This is a genomic window from Porphyrobacter sp. YT40, from assembly GCF_006542605.1.
Taxonomy (GTDB): domain Bacteria; phylum Pseudomonadota; class Alphaproteobacteria; order Sphingomonadales; family Sphingomonadaceae; genus Erythrobacter.
The window spans coordinates 1,779,548-1,795,828 of record NZ_CP041222.1; the positions used below are offsets into that span (position 1 = coordinate 1,779,548).

General features: G+C 65.9%; 14 protein-coding genes. 6 read left to right on the forward strand and 8 right to left on the reverse strand.

Going from position 1 to position 16,281, the window contains the following annotated elements; all coding sequences use genetic code 11:
* Nucleotides 1-22: 22 nt before the first annotated feature.
* From E2E27_RS08220 to E2E27_RS08245, 6 genes are all read right to left on the reverse strand, one after another.
* Nucleotides 23-655, reverse strand: a complete 633-nt coding sequence (locus tag E2E27_RS08220; RefSeq protein ID WP_141458486.1) for an isochorismatase family protein — start codon at nt 653-655, stop codon at nt 23-25.
* Nucleotides 655-1,839, reverse strand: a complete 1,185-nt coding sequence (locus tag E2E27_RS08225; protein ID WP_141458487.1) for a CaiB/BaiF CoA transferase family protein — start codon at nt 1,837-1,839, stop codon at nt 655-657. The genes E2E27_RS08220 and E2E27_RS08225 overlap by 1 nt, the downstream gene beginning before the upstream one ends.
* Nucleotides 1,836-3,725, reverse strand: coding sequence for a hydantoinase B/oxoprolinase family protein (locus E2E27_RS08230; RefSeq protein WP_141458488.1), 1,890 nt, complete (start codon nt 3,723-3,725; stop codon nt 1,836-1,838). The genes E2E27_RS08225 and E2E27_RS08230 overlap by 4 nt, the downstream gene beginning before the upstream one ends.
* Nucleotides 3,726-3,729: 4 nt before the next feature.
* Nucleotides 3,730-5,787 carry a hydantoinase/oxoprolinase family protein gene (locus tag E2E27_RS08235; RefSeq protein ID WP_141458489.1) on the reverse strand — a complete coding sequence of 686 codons (2,058 nt, stop codon included), beginning with the start codon at nt 5,785-5,787 and terminating at the stop codon, nt 3,730-3,732.
* A gap of 15 nt (nt 5,788-5,802) precedes the next feature.
* On the reverse strand, nt 5,803-6,711 hold the full coding sequence (locus tag E2E27_RS08240) for a hydroxymethylglutaryl-CoA lyase (RefSeq protein WP_141458490.1): 909 nt from the start codon (nt 6,709-6,711) through the stop codon (nt 5,803-5,805).
* 121 nt (nt 6,712-6,832) lie between these two features.
* Nucleotides 6,833-7,504: a GntR family transcriptional regulator gene (locus E2E27_RS08245; protein ID WP_141458491.1), complete on the reverse strand. Its 672-nt coding sequence runs from the start codon at nt 7,502-7,504 to the stop codon at nt 6,833-6,835.
* A gap of 439 nt (nt 7,505-7,943) precedes the next feature.
* On the opposite strand from E2E27_RS08245, the gene E2E27_RS08250 reads away from it, so the two are divergent.
* The gene (locus tag E2E27_RS08250) at nt 7,944-10,424 is read left to right on the forward strand and encodes a TonB-dependent receptor (protein ID WP_234036247.1); all 2,481 of its coding nucleotides are present in this window, start codon (nt 7,944-7,946) and stop codon (nt 10,422-10,424) included.
* Between the two features lie 170 nt (nt 10,425-10,594).
* Here the strand turns inward: E2E27_RS08250 and E2E27_RS08255 are convergent, their stop codons facing one another.
* Both E2E27_RS08255 and E2E27_RS08260 read right to left on the reverse strand, forming a co-directional pair.
* On the reverse strand, nt 10,595-10,975 hold the full coding sequence (locus E2E27_RS08255) for a VOC family protein (protein WP_141458493.1): 381 nt from the start codon (nt 10,973-10,975) through the stop codon (nt 10,595-10,597).
* A gap of 138 nt (nt 10,976-11,113) precedes the next feature.
* Nucleotides 11,114-12,085, reverse strand: coding sequence for a Vgb family protein (locus E2E27_RS08260; RefSeq protein ID WP_141458494.1), 972 nt, complete (start codon nt 12,083-12,085; stop codon nt 11,114-11,116).
* Between the two features lie 169 nt (nt 12,086-12,254).
* Here E2E27_RS08260 and E2E27_RS08265 point away from each other — a divergent pair, with 169 nt between their 5' ends.
* The 5 genes from E2E27_RS08265 to E2E27_RS08285 are packed head-to-tail and all read left to right on the forward strand — an operon-like array spanning nt 12,255 to nt 16,274.
* Complete coding sequence (locus tag E2E27_RS08265; protein ID WP_141458495.1) at nt 12,255-13,340, forward strand: putative urea ABC transporter substrate-binding protein; 1,086 nt, start codon at nt 12,255-12,257, stop codon at nt 13,338-13,340.
* A 4-nt stretch (nt 13,341-13,344) separates the two neighbouring features.
* Complete coding sequence (locus tag E2E27_RS08270; protein WP_141458496.1) at nt 13,345-14,160, forward strand: ABC transporter permease; 816 nt, start codon at nt 13,345-13,347, stop codon at nt 14,158-14,160.
* A 3-nt stretch (nt 14,161-14,163) separates the two neighbouring features.
* On the forward strand, nt 14,164-14,967 hold the full coding sequence (locus tag E2E27_RS08275) for an ABC transporter ATP-binding protein (RefSeq protein ID WP_141458497.1): 804 nt from the start codon (nt 14,164-14,166) through the stop codon (nt 14,965-14,967).
* A gap of 12 nt (nt 14,968-14,979) precedes the next feature.
* Nucleotides 14,980-15,456 carry a CopG family ribbon-helix-helix protein gene (locus E2E27_RS08280; RefSeq protein ID WP_141458498.1) on the forward strand — a complete coding sequence of 159 codons (477 nt, stop codon included), beginning with the start codon at nt 14,980-14,982 and terminating at the stop codon, nt 15,454-15,456.
* Nucleotides 15,453-16,274: an urea amidolyase associated protein UAAP1 gene (locus tag E2E27_RS08285; protein ID WP_141458499.1), complete on the forward strand. Its 822-nt coding sequence runs from the start codon at nt 15,453-15,455 to the stop codon at nt 16,272-16,274. The genes E2E27_RS08280 and E2E27_RS08285 overlap by 4 nt, the downstream gene beginning before the upstream one ends.
* The last annotated feature ends 7 nt before the right edge of the window (nt 16,275-16,281 follow it).

Genomic DNA, 16,281 nt, shown 5'->3' on the forward strand with positions numbered 1-16,281 from the left:
TATGACAGGTCTTGCGCGGCGCTCAAGCCGCTGCGGCGATCACCGCGAGAGCCTCGGCCTCGGAGATGACCTCGGCATATTTGGCCTGAAGGTCGAACAGGTTTGCCTCGTGCGGGGCGGGGTGGCGATCGGCGCAGGCCTCGCGCACCACCAGCGGGATGAAGCCGTATTGCATCGCGTCGAGCGCCGATGCGCGCACGCAGCCGCTTGTGGAATAGCCGCCGATCAGCAGCGTATCTATCCCTTCGGCGTGGAGGGCTTCGGAGAGGCCGGTGCCGAAGAAGGCGCTGGGGTATTGCTTGGTGAACACGCGCTCGCCCGGAAGGGGGGTGAGTTCGGGCGGAAAGGCTCCAAGGGGGGAGCCTTCGATGAAGGCCTTCAGCACCGGCGCCTTGCGGTAGAACACCCCGCCATCGTAGCCATCCGCCTTGTAGCTGACATTGGTAAACACCACCGGCACGCCCGCCGCTCGCGCTGCCGCTGCCAGCCGCACGTTGCTGTCGCGCGCCGCCGCTGCCGTCTCCATGAACAGCGCCGAGCCCTCGGTCAGATAGGCCGCCACGACATCGACGATCAGCAGGGCAGGGCGACTCCCCGGCTGGAGCCGCCCCTCGTAAACCCCTGCATAATTGTCGGATGCCGAGGGGCCGCTCATCAGATGATTCCGGCCTCGGCCAGCCGCGCGAGTTCGTCAGCTCCCATGCCCAGACGCTCGGCGAAGACCTCGGCATTGTCCTGCCCCGGAGCGGCAGGCGCAGGGCGGCGGATGGTGCTTGGCGTCTTGGACAGCTTGGGGAAGGCGTTCTGCATCTTGATGCGCCCGCGCTGCTGCGTCTCGACCTCGATGATCGCCTCACGCGCCTGAAAGTGCGGGTCGGCGAGCATTTCCGGCGCACGATAAACCCGGCCTGCGGGAATCGAATATTCGGCCATCAGCGCATCAACCTCGTCGACCGTCAGCGTCTCCGTCCATGCGTTCACCAGAGCATCCAGTTCGTCCTGATGGTGCCCGCGCGCGATGTGGGTGGAATAGCGCTCGTCCTGCGCCAGTTCGGGGCGGCCCATCGCCTGACACAGCCGCGCGAAGATCGCATCGCCATTGGCGCCGATCATGTAGCTGCCGTCCTTGCAGGTATAGACGTTGGACGGCGCGATGCCCTTGAGCACCGAGCCCGAGCGTTCGCGGATCACCCCGTTGCGGTCATATTCGGGCACAAGGCCCTCCATCACCTGCAACACCGCTTCGTAGAGCGCGGAATCGACCACCTGGCCTTCACCCGTCTTCTCGCGGTGGTGGAGCGCGGCGAGCACGCCCATGCAGCCATAGGTCGCGCACAGGGTGTCGCCGATCGAGATGCCCATGCGGCTCGGCGGACGGTCCGGCTCGCCAACGATGTAGCGCCAGCCGCCCATCGCCTCGCCGATCCCGCCGAACCCAGCACGGTCGGAGTAAGGCCCGTCCTGCCCGTAGCCCGACATGCGGGCGATGATGAGGCCGGGGTTGATAGCGTGGAGTTCGGCAGGGGAGAGGCCCCAGCGCTCCAGCGTGCCGGGCTTGAAGTTCTCGATCAGCACATCGGCCTCGGCAATCAGCCGCTTCGCCAGCGCCTGACCTTCGGGGACGCGCAGGTTGCAGGTGACCGAGCGCTTGTTGCGCGCGATCACTTCCCACTGCACTTTTTCCTCGCCTTGGCCCCAATTGCGCATCGGATCGCCCGCGCCCGGCGGCTCGATCTTGACGACGTCTGCGCCCATGTCGCCGAGCAGTTGCCCGCAGAAGGGGCCTGCGAGAAGCTGGCCCATCTCGACCACCTTGAGTCCCTGAAGCGCGCCGCTCATTCCGCGGCCTCCCGCAAGGTCGTCCAGACCGGCTGGACGGGGGCGGGGAGGCCGGTCTCCGCCTCGCAGTTCGCCCGCAGGGCATCGATGCCGGGGCCATAATCGAACAGCGGCAGTTCCCCGCGTGAGGCCGACATTTCGGCGCGCAACGCTTCCGTTGCGGCGCTGTCCACCACGCCAGCGCGATCCGCCACTACCCCATAGGCGCGCGCGCCTTCGGGGGTGACGAGGCCCTGTCGGATTTCGAGGCCGACCAGCTCGGGATCGCGCGCCAGCGGGTCGCCCCAGCCGCCGCCGCCCCAGGTGATGAAGTGGAGCAGATCGCCCGCCTTGACCGGGACGCTTTCGACCTTGTTGCCGACGATGGTGGTGGTGCCGTCGGCGCGTTCGAGCACCTTGCGAGCGCGCTCGCCCGGATGCCCGCCATTGACGCCCCAGGGCGGCACGAACCAGCGGTCGTCATGGATCGCGATCTCGCCATCGGCGAGGAAGCGGTAGGTCATGTGGATGCCGTTGCCGCCACGATGCAGCCCCGCCCCGCCGCTGTCGGGCGCGGTGGAATAGCGCTCGATACGCAAGGGGAAGTAGCGTTCGAGGAATTCGTTGGGGACATTGGTGAAGCCCGGCCACAGCGAATGCCCGTCCGGCCCGTCACCCAGCGGACGACCCGGAATGCCGCCGAAGCCGATCTGGAACAGCTGGAACCAGTCGCGCGTCCCGTCCTCGCGCGCATCCCAGCCCGAATAGAACAGGTGGGGGCTGGAGGAGAAGCCGGCGGCGTTGAGGAATTCCGGCGTCTTCTGCCCGAGCAGCCCGCCGAGAATGTCGAAGATCCGCCCCAGCGCATGGGTGCGGCCCGAGAGCGCGGCGGGGAAGCGCGGCTTCAGCAGCGAGCCTTCGGGGATGCGCACCTCGATCAGATCGTAGAACCCGTCGTTGAACAGGATCTGCGGATCGAAGACCATGATCATGTAGATGCCGAAGAACATCTTGAACATGTTCTCGTTGAGGAAGAAGTTGATCGAGGCCGCGGACTGCGGATCGGTGCCGTCGAAGTCGAGGATCACGCGGTCGCCCTCGCGCCACATGGTGCAGCGGATCTTGTAGGGGCCGTAGCCCTTGCCGTCGTCGCAGATGTAATCCTCGAAGCTGACCGGCTCCTCGGCGACCGCCATCGCCAGCAGCGCCTTCATCGCACGGTGATTGCGCGCGAGCAGCTCCTGTGTGGCGGAGACGTAGACATCGTCACCGAAGCGGTCGGCCATCTCGATCACGCGGCGCGCGGCGACGCGGCAGCTGGCGATCAGCGCGTTCAAGTCCGCCTGGCACCAGTCGGGCTTGCGGGTCTGGTGCATCACCAGCTTCATCAGGTCTTCGTTATATTCCCCGCGCTTCCAGATCTTCACCGGCGGAATGCGCACGCCTTCCTCGAAGATCGACGAGGCGCCGATCGGCATCGAGCCGGGGACGCTTCCGCCGATGTCGCTCTGGTGGCCGAACATCGCGGTGTAGGCGAGCAGGCGGCCGTCCTTGAACACCGGCAGCAACACCAGCCAGTCGTTCGAGTGGCTCACTGCCCCGCCGCAGGAATAAGGATCGGAGAGGAAGATCATGTCCCCGTCCTCGATGGTGCCGTCATACTGCTTCAGAAAGCCGTCGATGAAGCTGCCGAACTGGCCGACGATCATCTTGCCCGCCGGATCGGAGATCAGCGGGAAGGCATCGCCCTGTTCGCGGATGCCGGGGCTCATGGCGGTGCGCACAAGGGTCGCGTCCATTTCGATGCGCGCGTTCCTCAGCGCGTTCTCGATGATGTCGAGCGTCACCGGATCGATGGCGATTTTCTGGAACGGGGTGGTGTTGGGTTCGATGATCTTGGCAGGCATCGTCTTAGCCCTCCGCCTTGAGAGTGATCAGGATATTGCCGACCGCGTCGACAGTCGCGCGGCAATCGTGTTCGACCAGCGTGGTCGAATCCATCTCGGTGATGATCGCCGGGCCTTCGATCACGTCGCCCTGACGCAGCCGCGCGCGGTCGTAGATCACCGCAGGCCGCTCCTCGCCGCCGATCCACATCACATGGTCGCGGATTTTCGCCGCGGACGGATCGCCATCGCCCTTCGGCAGCTCGGCGGCTGGCAGGGCAGGGGCCTGCCCCAGCGCCACGGCGCGCAGGTTCACGATCTCGTGCGGGGTGTCCATGTTGAAGGTGAACAGCCGCAGGTGCTCCTCGTCAAAGCGGGCGAGGATGCCTTCGATCCCGTCCTGTTCGAGAATGTCCTGCGTGATCGTCAGCGGCACCTCGAAGGCCTGGCCGGCATAGCGCACGTCGATCTCGAATTCCGAGGTGATCTGGTCTTCCGGAATGCCGTCGGCGACCAGTTCGCCGCGGGTCTGTTCGGCCATGTCGTCGAGCACGGCCACGAGATCGGCGATGGTGGTGTCCTTGGCGAGGCGCGAGAAAGAGCGCGCGGTTTCGGTGCGCATCCGCGTCGTCGCATCGCCCAAAGCGCAGAGCACGCCGGGGGAGACCGGCGAGATCGCGGGCCAGCTGCCCATCAGCCGCGCGACCGCGTTGACATGGAGCGGCCCCGCGCCGCCGAAGCCCATCAGTGCGAATTCGCGCGGGTCGTAGCCCTGCTGAACCGAGATCATGCGCAGCGCGCCGAACATGTTCTCGTTGACGATATCGATGATCCCGCGCGCGGCCTCCATCAGTGTTACGCCCAGCGCATCGGCGATGGTCTGCACCGCCGCCTTCGCGCCTTCGCGGTCGAGCTTGAAGCTGCCGCCGAGGAGGTCTTCGGGCAGGTAGCCGAGCACCACATTGGCATCGGTCACGGTCGGGAGCGTGCCGCCCTTGTTGTAGGCGACGGGGCCGGGAACAGCGCCCGCGCTCTCCGGCCCGACCCGCAGCGCGCCGGTCAACTGCGGCACGTGGGCGATCGAGCCGCCGCCCGCACCCACGGTTTTTACATCGAGCGCCGAGGCGCGGACCGAGAGGTGCCCGACTTCGGTGGTGCGCTGGCGGCGCGGTTCGAGGCCCTGAATCAGCGCCACGTCGGTCGAGGTGCCGCCGACATCCAGCGTCAGGATGTTCTCGAAGCCCGCATTCTTGGCGACCCACAGCGCGCCCGTGACCCCGCCTGCCGGGCCGGACATGAGGATGTTGACGGGATGCTCCTCGGCCTTCTGGCTGCTCATCAGCCCGCCGTCGGAACGCAACAGCGAGAGGCGGCCCTTCAGCCCCTCGGCCTCCAGCTTGGTGCGAAGGTTGGATACATATTTTGACACCACCGGGCGCACGGCCGCATTGGCGACGGTTGAAAGCGTGCGCTCATATTCCTGCATCTCGGGCAGGACTTCGTGGGAGAGCGAGACCGGGATGCCGGGCAGTTCCTCGGCGGCGATTTCGCCGATGCGGGCCTCGTGCGCGCCGTTCAAATAGGCGTTCATCAGGCTGACGGTCAGCGCCTCGATCCCGTCGGCCTTCAGCTTGCGCAAGGCCGCGCGCACCGCGTCCTCATCGAGCGGGGCGACCTCGTTTCCTCGCGCGTCCATCCGCCCCGGCACTTCGACCGTGTGTTCGAGGCGGGCCAAGGGCTGAGGCTTGGGCCACACGATCCATGCAGCCAAACCGCCCGGGACATAGGAGCGCGCTATCTGCATGATGTCGCGGTAGCCCTGCGTGGTGACGAGGCCGACCTTCGCGCCCTTGCCTTCCAGCACGGCATTCGTCGCCACCGTGGTGCCATGGAGGAAGTAGGTAATGTCGGCAGCGGTAATTCCGGCCTTCTCGGTGATCGCCTTCACCCCCGTCAGGATGCCTTCCGAGCTGTCATGCGGGGTCGAAGGGGTCTTGTGCCGCCAGAAGGCGCCGCTCGCCTCGTCGAACAGCAAGAGGTCGGTGAAAGTCCCGCCCACGTCCACACCCAGCCTGTATGTCATGCCGTTTCCTTTTGATCATGCCGCGCGGGCGACCGCAGAGGGCAATTCGCGCCCCAGCACACCCGCAAACCACTTGTGGGCGGCAATCGCCGCGTCGAGATCGATGCCCATCGCCACGCCCGAGCGCTGCATCATGTAAATGAGGTCTTCAGTGGCGATATTGCCCGTCGCGCGCGGGGCGAAGGGGCAGCCGCCGAGGCCGCCGAGCGATGCGTCGAAGATGCGGACGCCCGCTTTGTAGGCCTCCCACGCATTGGCAATGCCGGTGCCGCGGGTGTTATGGAAATGCGCGCGCATCGGGATTTTCCCGGCGAGCAGCGCGCCCAGCTTGCCGAACAACTCGCCCGCTTCCCAAGGTGTGCCGACGCCGATGGTATCGGCGAGAGCGATTTCCTCCGGCGCCTCTTCGGCGATGGCCTCGGCGATGGCGAGGACGGTCGCGTGCTTCACCTCGCCTTCGAACGGGCAGCCGAAGGCCGCGCTGATGGTGACCTGCGCACGTATCCCTTCGGCACGGGCGAAGCGCAGCATCTCGCGGGTTTCGGCAATGCCCTGTTCGATCGACTGGCCCTGGTTCCTCTGGCCGAAAGTGTCGCTGGCGACCACCACGCAGCCGACCTGATCGACGCCCCGCGCACCGCCCTCGCGGGTGGCGAGCGCGCGCAGCACGCCGCGCTTGTTGAGCACGAGGCCGACGTAAGTGCAGTCATCGCGGTCAGGCAGCCCCGCGATCACCGCCTCGGCGTCCGCCATCTGCGGCACGCGCTGCGGATGGACGAAGCTCGCCACCTCCAGCCGCCGCGCGCCGTAGCCGATCATGCGGTCGATCAGCGCGAGCTTGTCCTCGGTCGCGATGATGTCGGGCTCGTTCTGGAGGCCGTCGCGCGGGCCTACCTCGACGAGTTCGATCCTGGCGGCTGACATGAGTGAATCGCCTGTTGCTGCTGCGGAGGGCTCGGGGGATCAAATACGGGATTTGTATACAATTGCAATCGCGCATCGACAGACCGGCGCGCCGGGAACTGTCTCGGCAGTCAGGGCGTTGTTAAGGCTCGCCCACACCGTCGCTCTGGGCTGCCGGCCCCACGGCCCTCGCGAAAGTGTGGAAGGCGCGGCGCAAGTGCGAGCCCATCACCGCGCGCGCCCAGTCCGGGTCGCGGGCGGCGAAGGCAGCGATCAGTTCATCATGATCGCGCGCCGATTGCAGCAGGTCCTCGCGGGTGTAGGTGCGTGCGGTGCGCAAGACCACCGGCGCCTCGACCAGCCGCGCCAGCAGCTGTGCGAGGCGCGGCGAATGAGCCGCGTCGATGATCACCTCGTGGAATGCGCGATTGGACTCCAGAAACCGTGCGACATCCGGACTTGCCTGTTGGACCGCCGCCGTCAGATCGCGATTGACCGCCTCCAGCGCGGCGATCTGCTCTCGGGAAAGGCGGCTCGCGGCGCGTTCGGCGGCATGGCCTTCGAGCATCTGGCGCAGCACGAACATCTCCTCGATATCGTCACGGCTCCAGTCGGCCACGAACAGCCGCTTGGTGTCGCTGCGCACCAGCAGCAGCTCGTCCTCGAGCCGCCGCACCGCCTCGCGCACCGGGGTGCGGCTGACCCCGCTGATCTGCGCCAGCTGGTCTTCGGTGAGCTGCTTACCCGCCACCATCGCGCCGCTCAGCAGATGGGCGCGGATCCTTGCATAGGCCTGGTCCGAGGCGCGACTCATGCCGGTCCGGACAGGTTGCGGGTGGGGAGAGGGGGTAGGGTCATGCCGTTCCTTGTGCGGTCATCGGCTGTCCCCGGCAAGCCTGTGCGGCGGCAAAAACACACCTGGAGGGTCGATATGCGCCATTTGGGGGAAAGCACTTGACGGGAGCAATTTGTATACAATAACCCGTGCCGCAATGGCAATAAGCCATATGGCGACAGGGGTGTATGCCGTGCAGTTCACTTCGCATTGCAAGCCGATTGCGATCCAGCCTGCCCACTCAGCGCGTGCCTGCGCTGCGCCCTTGCGTCCTGCCGGTTTCCGTGCCCGCCACAGCGAGGCCCGCGCCTGACCATCACTCTGCCGTCTTCCTCTCGATCCCTTTCAGGAGAGCCGCCCTATGAATATCCGTCTGGTTCTTGCCTCTGGCGCGGCTCTCGGCGCGCTTGCCCTTTCAATGCCGGCCGCCGCGCAACAGACCACGGCTGAGGATCCTGCGGCCGAAGAAGAGGGTCAGGGCATCATCGTCACCGCCCGCCGCCAGTCGGAAAGCCTCGCCGATGTGCCCGCCGCGGTCACCGTGTTCGGCGCCGAAACCCTCGCCAAGACCGGTGTTCAGCGGGCCGACGACTTCATTCAGCTGACGCCCGGCGTCACCATCGTCACCGGCACCGCGGAAGCGGGCGACACCCAGATCAACATCCGCGGCATCAACGGCGCGCGCGATGCGGAAAGCTCGGTCGCGCTGGTGGTGGACGGCATCCTCAAGACCAACACCGCACAGCTCAACCAGAACCAGGGCATGCTGCGGCAGGTCGAAATCCTCAAAGGCCCCCAAGGCGCGCTCTATGGCCGCAACGCGGCGGCAGGCGCGATCGTGCTGCAGACGCTGAAGCCGGGCGATGCGCTGGAGGGCGGGGTGCTGGTGCGCGCCGCGCAGGACAACACCTATCTCGCCAATGCCTACATCGCGACCCCGATCGGCGAGACCGCGGGGCTGGTGCTGTCGGCCAATTATTCGACCACCGACGGGTTCTTCCGCAACCGCTTCCTCAACAATTCCAAGACGATCGACGATCAGGAGGTGTTCGGCCTCGACGCGCGATTGGTGATGGAGCTGGGCCCGCGCACCGAACTGGACGTGAAGGCGCGCTATGCCGATCTCAACGGTGCCTCGATCAACTTCAACGCCAGCTTCCACCTGCCCAATTTCGCGGGCGTGGACCCGGCCTTCTTCGAGGATGTGAATACGCATCCCTTCGATTTCTATTCGAACATCCGCCCGACCAACGACCAGACCACCTTCGAAACCTCGGCCAAGCTGGAGCATCAATTCGACGCGGTGACGCTGACCGCGTGGGTGCTCTACAGCGACGTCGACCAGTCGCTGACGGCGGATGGCACCTCGGCGGATTTTGCCCGCTTCACCTTCCCCGGCGCGACCCCGGCCTCTGTTGCGGCATCGAATGCCTGCTTCGCCTCGACCGCTTCACTCACCGGCTATCCGCTCAATGCGCCGACCTTCATCGGCAACAGCCCGGTTCCTTTCATCTTCGATCCCGTCAACGGATCGACCTTCGGCGCCTACAGCCCCACCACCTGCGACGGCACCCAGTTGCAGATCCGCAATCAGGAAGACATCAGCGGCGAAATCCGTCTCGCCTCCAGCGGTGACGGGCCGTTCAACTGGCAGGTCGGGGCCTATTACCTGCACATCGACCGCGAAGTGGGTGTCAGCCTCGGCGCGGACCTCGGGCGCGGGGTGAGCCGGCAGCTCTACAATGCGCCGGGCAGCGACAACCCCACGACCCAGCTCTACAACGATGCCTTCACCACCGATGTCTATGCGGTCTTCGCTGCGGTCGATGCCGATCTGTCGGATCGCTTCAATCTCAGCCTCGCAGGCCGTTACGATATCGAGGATCGCCGGGTCGAAAGCCTCGTGCCCACCGTGTTCGATCCCTTCACCGGCGGGCCGATCAACCCCGGCCAGACGGTGAGCGGCGGCGCTGTTCAGCCGATCGCGCCGCAATCGGAGACCTTCAAGCAGTTCCAGCCCAAGGTCTCGCTCCGCTACGAGTTGACCTCGGACGTCAACCTCTATGGCAACTGGGGGGTCGGCTTCAAATCGGGCGGGTTCAACAACCAGGGTTCGGCCGCGATTGTCGAAAGCGGGCTCAACCAGTTCATCGGCACCAATGTGCTGATCGACGACCAGTATCGCAAGGAAGTCTCCAACGCCTTCGAAGCAGGGGTGAAGGGCAGCCTCCTGGATGGCGCGGTGACCTTCGACCTTGCGGGCTATTACACCAATGTCGAAGACATGCAGTTCTTCGAATTCTTCGTCGGCGGCTTCGGCCTGCTGCGCGTGGTGTCGAACATCGACGAGGTCGAGCTTTACGGCGCGGAAGTGAACCTTGCCGCCGAGCTGCTCGAAGGCTGGACGGTATTCGGCTCGGCCAACGTGACCGAAAGCGAGATCAAGGCCAACGCCTCGCGTCCCGGCACGGTCGGCAACAAGTCGCCCTATACCGCCGACTATACCATCAACCTCGGCACCCAGCTCGATCTGCCGGTGTCGAGCAGCATCAACTTCGTCACCCGTGCGGATTACCGCATCACCGGGCCGACGTGGTTCCACACGTTGCAGGACGATGAAAACCCGACGCTGTTCAGCGGTCTGCTGCCCGGATCGGCGCTCGCGCTGCCGGCCTTCGTGGGCGATGCCGATTACTCGGTGGCGCAGCGCGACAGCTTCGCCGTGATGGATCTGCGCGTCGGGTTCGAAGGCGATCAGTGGTCGATCACCGCCTATGCCGAGAACCTGTTCAACGAGAAATATCTCAACGAGGTGATCACCGCGGTCGAATTCGGCGGATCGTTCATTTCGCCCGGCGGCCGCCAGCGCTTCGGGGTGGAGCTGGGTTACAAGTTCTAGAACATAAGAGCGCTTCGGGCGTCGCACAGAACGAGTTGAAGCGCGCGGGGTAATGCGACCCGCCCCGCGCGCTTCTTTTTTGCCGAATTGCCGACGAAACGCGGCTCTTTGCTTCGGTTTAGACGGCTCGCCTTCGTAGTTCACCCCTTGGCATTGCCAAAAGCAGGCGCTTATTGCGTTGCGACCCACCAGATATTGCCGGCGCGATCGCGAAAACCGCCACGCAAATCGTCGTCGACGTCTTTTCGCTCGGGCGGGCGAACCGGTTCCGCGCCGTTGGCGATGGCAAGATCGTAGGTCGCCAAAGCATCGCGGACATAGACGTGGAGGTGAGCTTCAGCCGATTGGTATTCGGTTGCGCCTCCGCCGATCATCACGATGCTGTCGTCAATGCGGATCTCCGCGTGCATCAGGGAACCGTCCGGACGATCAAACCGCCGGACCACTTCAGCGCCAAAAACTGCGACGACAAATGCAATGACATCGTCAGGGTGCTGGCAGATCAGGTATGGGCTGACCGAAGGATATCTCGGCGGTTTCCAATCGGTCATTGCCTGTGTCTCCGCCGCCAAGCGGCTGCCCCGGCCCTCATGGCTGCGGTTGCCACCCGTGATACGGGAATATCAAGCTGCCACCGGGCAGGCAATTGCCACGTCGCGCCTTCCCGACCCAAGGAAGGAACTCTGCTTTCACGGCGCAGCGGGACTCCACCACGATAGCGTCTCGTTGTCATGGGCCGAGGTCCACACGCCCTTGGGCGTCCAGCGCAGCGCGCCGCTGCCCACGGCTGGGCCCATTCGCGCGCGCAGCTTGAGGCTGGCCGGGTCGATCACCACCATCGTCTGATCGTCGGTGGTGCGCAGCCACACCGCGCCGCCCGCGGCGTCGATATCGCCCCATTTGAGATTGTCGCCGACCTTGGTGCGCCCGCTGACGGTGAGCGTGACTGGATCGACCTTGGCCACGGTGCCGTCGCCCTGTTCCTGCACCCATACGGCGCCTTCGCCCGCGGCGAGGAAGCCCGGCGTGTCGCCGAGCGCCGTGGTGCCAGTGACGGTATTGGTGGCCGGGTCGATCTTCTGGAGCAGCTTGCCCTCGCTCGACACCGCCCACAGCGCGTCGAAGCCATAGGCGAGATACCAGGTCTCGGGCGCGACGCTGACCGTGGCAGTCACGGTGTTGGTCGCCGGGTCGATCCGTGCGACCTTGCCTGCCGCATCACTCGGCACCCACACCGCACCCGCCCCGGCGACCACGTTGGTCTCTCCCTTGGGGTTGGCGAGGCCGGTGGCGATCTTGGCTTCGACCGCCGCGGTCTCGAGATTGATGCGCCAGACCTCGCCGCCCTTGCAATTGGCGACCCACAGCGATCCTTCGGCAATCGCCATCGTGCCGCAGGGGCGCGGGACGGGGGTGGCGGCGAGCTTGCCTGTTGGGGACCATTGTTCGACCCGCCCGTCATTCGTGACCCACACGGTATCGCCATCGACCGCGAGGAAATCGGCAAAGCCGGGCACCTTCATCGCCTTTTCGGTGAGGTCGGGCGCTTGGCCGGTGGTGTCCTGCGGAGGCTCGCTGGCCTCGGGTGCGCAGCCGCTGGTGGCAAGCGCTGCCGCAGCGATGACGGTGATGATCGGGCGCGGAACGGGTGTGCGGATCATGGGTCGTGCCTCCATCCGGGGCAGGGGAGATCGGTGCGCGGAAAGGGCGCAATCCCTGCCATCCTGACCTTCATCATCGCCATATTACGTTTGCAATCAATCGTAATAATTCCCCATGGACAAATGTCCGGTTTGCGGGGATGCTGCGCCTGCGAAAGGATACCGAATCATGCTCGACCAGCTTCGCCGCGCGGCCCGTTTCCTGCTTCTCGCCTGCGCGCTGGCGGTGGCGGCCTGCTCGGGAGGCGAAGACGAACCCGCCGCTCCCAGGACCGAATTCGCGATCGGCTGGTCAATCTATGCCGGATGGATGCCCTGGCCCTATGCCGAACAGGCCGGGATCGTGAAGAAGTGGGGCGACAAATATGGCATCGATATCAAGATCGTGCAGGTCAACGACTATATCGAGAGCGTCAACCAGTACACCGCAGGCAAGCTCGACGGGGTGACGGTCGCCAACATGGACGCGCTGACGATCCCGGCGGCGGGGGGTAAGGATACCTCCGCGATCATCCTCGGCGACTACTCCAACGGCAATGACGCGGTGCTGCTGAAGGGCGCGGATAGCGTGGCGGGGATCAAGGGGCGGCAGGTCTATCTCGCGGAACTGTCGGTCTCCCACTACCTGCTCGCCCGCGCGCTCGAGACTAACGGCATGAAGCTGACTGACGTGAAGACGGTCAACACCTCCGACGCCGATATCGCCGCCGCCTTCTCGTCGCCCGATGTCACCGCAGCGGTCGCGTGGAACCCGCAGGTCACCACGATGAAGGGCGTCGCGGGCACCAAGGCAGTGTTCACCTCCGCCGATATTCCGGGCGAGATTCTCGATCTGCTGGTGGTCGACACCGCCACGCTGAAGGCCAAACCCAACTTGGGCAAGGCGCTCGCCGGGATCTGGTACGAGACGATGGCGCTGATGGCGCGGCAGGATGCCGAGGGCGCAGCGGCGCGCGCGGCGATGGCGAAACTGGCGGGCACGGATGCGGCGGCCTTCGAGGGCCAGCTTGCCACCACCTTCCTCTACACCGATCCCAAGGCAGCGGTCGCGGCGATGCAGTCTGGCGATCTGCTGACCACCATGACCCGCGTGCGCGATTTCTCCTTTGCGCAGGGCCTGTTCGGTCAGGGCGCGCGCTCGGCGGACGCGGTGGGGATGGCGTTCCCGGGCGGCAAGACGTTGGGCGATGCCAATGCGATCACGCTGCGCTTCGATCCGACCTATATGCAGATGGCTGCGGACGGGAAGCTGTAAGCCGATGCGCTGGGTGACCGCCCAGCCGCAGCGCAGCCGCGGGCTCATGCTCGGCGTGCTGCCGCTGCTGGTGCTGGTGCTGACCTACATCATCGCGGCCGCCGTACGCCACGCAGACAATCCCGCCGACAAGATCCTGCCACTCCCCGGCGCAATGGCGGCGGCGATGGCAGGGCTGATGTTCGAACCCGATCCGCTTTCGGGCCAATATTTGTTCTGGGCTGATACGCTGGCGAGCCTGTGGCGGTTGGGCCTTGGGCTGGGGATAGCGACGCTCTCCGCCCTGTTGGTGGGACTGGTGCTCGGCGCGCTACCGCCGGTCAGAAGCACGCTCGGGCCGGTGGTCACGGCCATCGCGGTGGTCCCGCCGATCGCGCTGCTGCCGATCCTGTTCATTGTCTTTGGACTTGGCGAGACCGCCAAGGTGGCGCTGATCGTGGTCGGGGTCGCGCCCTTCATGATCCGCGATGTCGCGGGCCACATCGGCGCCTTGCCCCGCGAGCAGGTGATCAAGGCGCTGACGCTGGGCGCGAATTCGTGGGGCGTCATGCTGCGCGTGGCGCTGCCCCAGGCGATGCCGCGCCTTATCGAGGCGCTGCGCCTTTCGCTCGGCCCCGCATGGGTGTTTTTGATCTCGGCCGAAGCGATCGCCGCCGATGTGGGCCTTGGCTATCGCATCTTCCTTGTGCGGCGTTACCTCGCGATGGACGTGATCCTGCCCTACGTGGTGTGGATCGCCATTCTGGCCGTCGTGATGGACTTCGCGCTCACACAAGCCAGCCGACGGCTGTTCGGCTGGGCCCACACGGGAGCGCGCTGAGCCATGCTGACCTTGCGCAATGTCTGGGTCGAATATGGCGAGAAAGTCGTGCTCGAGCGGATTTCGCTCGACATTGCAAAGGGCTCCTTCGTCTCGATCATCGGGCCATCGGGCGCGGGCAAGAGCAGCCTTTTGCGCCTGATCCTCGGGCAGGAACAGCCGACGCACGGGCGCATCAGCCTCGACGGAGCGCTGCTGCCGGAGGAATGCGGGCCCGACCGCGGCGTGGTGTTCCAGCGCTATTCGGTGTTCCCGCATCTGACCGTGCTCGGCAACGTGCTGCTGGGGCTGGAATTCGGCGCATCGCCCTTCACCGCGCGCCTGTTCGGCAGCGCACGCCGCGCCGCACGGGCCGAGGCCGAGGCGATGCTGGAGCAGGTGGGGCTGGCCGACAGCGCGCACCTTTACCCGGCGCAGATGTCGGGCGGGATGCAGCAGCGCCTGGCCATCGCGCAGGCGCTGATCAAGCGGCCGCGCATTCTGCTGCTCGACGAGCCCTTCGGCGCGCTCGACCCCGGTATCCGGGCCGATATGCACGCGCTCATCACCCGCCTGTGGCGCGAACATGGGCTGACCATCATCATGGTTACGCACGACATCAAGGAGGCTTTCAGCCTCGGCACCCGCGTGCTCACGCTCGACAAGCGCCGCCACGATCCGCACGCGCCGCAGCGCTACGGGGCAGGGGTGGTCTATGACCTCGAACTGACCCGCAAACAGGCGGTGAGTGACGAGGCCGAAGCGGCGGAGGTGGCTGCCGGCCTCGCGAGTGCCGGTATTACGATTGACACAGTTGGTAATAATTGAAATGGTCAGCGCATGAGCACATCCGAACCCTCCCGCCTTGCTCGCCTTTCCATGAGCCTTCCGGCCGAGCTGTTTCGCCAGCTCGACATGATGGTGGAGGAACGCGGACTGCCCTCGCGCTCGCAGCTGATCGCCGAACTGATCCGCCATGCGCTCGCCGAGCACGAGGCGCTGACCCGCCCGGACGAGACGCTCGCGGGCACGATCACCATCGTCTACGCTGGAGCCGGTGGCAGGGTTCGCCAGCAACTGGCGGAAACGCAGGTGGATTATCTGAAGGAGGTGATCTCCTCGCAGCACGTCTTCCTCGAAGAAGACCAGTCGCTCGAAGTGTTGCTGGTGCAGGGCCCGGCGGTGCGGCTGAAGCACCTGTGCGACGCACTGCGGGCGATCCGGGGCGTGCAGCAGTTGCAGCTGGTGACTACCACCGCGCTGCTCCCGCCGCTTCATGAACAGGACGCGCCGCCCGCAAAGGAGGCCGCCGAATGAGCGCCACTGCGGACCCCAAATCGGCCCGCGAACACGCCCGCGCACAAGGCGGCACACGGGTCGAGACGATGCCGGTGCTGCCCCCGGTCGCCGACGATCTGCCCGAAGGTGTCGCCGCGTCCGACCTCGTCTGGGAGGAGACCGTCGCCCCCGGCGGCTACACCTCGCGCCGCCTCGCGCGTGGCACGCGGGTGCGGCTGATCGACAAGGCGGGCGATGCCTGCGCTTCGCTGAACATCTTCAACGCCGAAATGCCGACCGAGCGGCTCAACGTCGCCGATACGGTCAAGGTGCAGTGGAACGCCTATCTGGGCGAAGGCAAGCTGCTCCTCTCCGACATGGGCCGGGTGCTGATGAGCATCGTGGCGGACGGCGCGGGGACGCACGACACCTTTTGCGGCGTATCAAATGCCGCCGGTAACCTGCGGAAATATGGCGAGGGCCGCAATTCAGGCGCCTTTCCCAGCGGGCGCGACCGGCTGATCCTCGGCGCGGCCAAGCACGGGCTGACGCGGCGCGATGTTCACCCGGCGGTGAACCTGTTCAAGGGCACCCGGATCGAGGTTGATGGCAGCATAACGCCCGTCGTCGGGCCGTTCGCCACGGGCCGCGAAATCATCCTGCGCGCCGAGATGGAGGTGATCGTGGTGATCGCCAATTGCCCCCACGTCCTCGACCCGCGCCCCGCCTACACTGCGACCCCGCTGCGCCTCACCGCATGGCGCGGCCCCGTCACACCCGAGCAGGACACCTTGCGCAACGCCACGCCAGAAGGGCAGCGCGCCTTCCTCAACACCGAGGACTACTACCGCCGCTAAACCCCTC

Coding starts and splice junctions, on each gene's coding strand:
- E2E27_RS08220 (WP_141458486.1), bottom strand. CDS start 655: ATGAGCGGCCCCTCGGCATCCGACAATTATGCAGGGGTTTACGAGGGG.
- E2E27_RS08225 (WP_141458487.1), bottom strand. CDS start 1,839: ATGAGCGGCGCGCTTCAGGGACTCAAGGTGGTCGAGATGGGCCAGCTT.
- E2E27_RS08230 (WP_141458488.1), bottom strand. CDS start 3,725: ATGCCTGCCAAGATCATCGAACCCAACACCACCCCGTTCCAGAAAATC.
- E2E27_RS08235 (WP_141458489.1), bottom strand. CDS start 5,787: ATGACATACAGGCTGGGTGTGGACGTGGGCGGGACTTTCACCGACCTC.
- E2E27_RS08240 (WP_141458490.1), bottom strand. CDS start 6,711: ATGTCAGCCGCCAGGATCGAACTCGTCGAGGTAGGCCCGCGCGACGGC.
- E2E27_RS08245 (WP_141458491.1), bottom strand. CDS start 7,504: ATGAGTCGCGCCTCGGACCAGGCCTATGCAAGGATCCGCGCCCATCTG.
- E2E27_RS08250 (WP_234036247.1), top strand. CDS start 7,944: ATGCCGGCCGCCGCGCAACAGACCACGGCTGAGGATCCTGCGGCCGAA.
- E2E27_RS08255 (WP_141458493.1), bottom strand. CDS start 10,975: ATGACCGATTGGAAACCGCCGAGATATCCTTCGGTCAGCCCATACCTG.
- E2E27_RS08260 (WP_141458494.1), bottom strand. CDS start 12,085: ATGATCCGCACACCCGTTCCGCGCCCGATCATCACCGTCATCGCTGCG.
- E2E27_RS08265 (WP_141458495.1), top strand. CDS start 12,255: ATGCTCGACCAGCTTCGCCGCGCGGCCCGTTTCCTGCTTCTCGCCTGC.
- E2E27_RS08270 (WP_141458496.1), top strand. CDS start 13,345: ATGCGCTGGGTGACCGCCCAGCCGCAGCGCAGCCGCGGGCTCATGCTC.
- E2E27_RS08275 (WP_141458497.1), top strand. CDS start 14,164: ATGCTGACCTTGCGCAATGTCTGGGTCGAATATGGCGAGAAAGTCGTG.
- E2E27_RS08280 (WP_141458498.1), top strand. CDS start 14,980: ATGAGCACATCCGAACCCTCCCGCCTTGCTCGCCTTTCCATGAGCCTT.
- E2E27_RS08285 (WP_141458499.1), top strand. CDS start 15,453: ATGAGCGCCACTGCGGACCCCAAATCGGCCCGCGAACACGCCCGCGCA.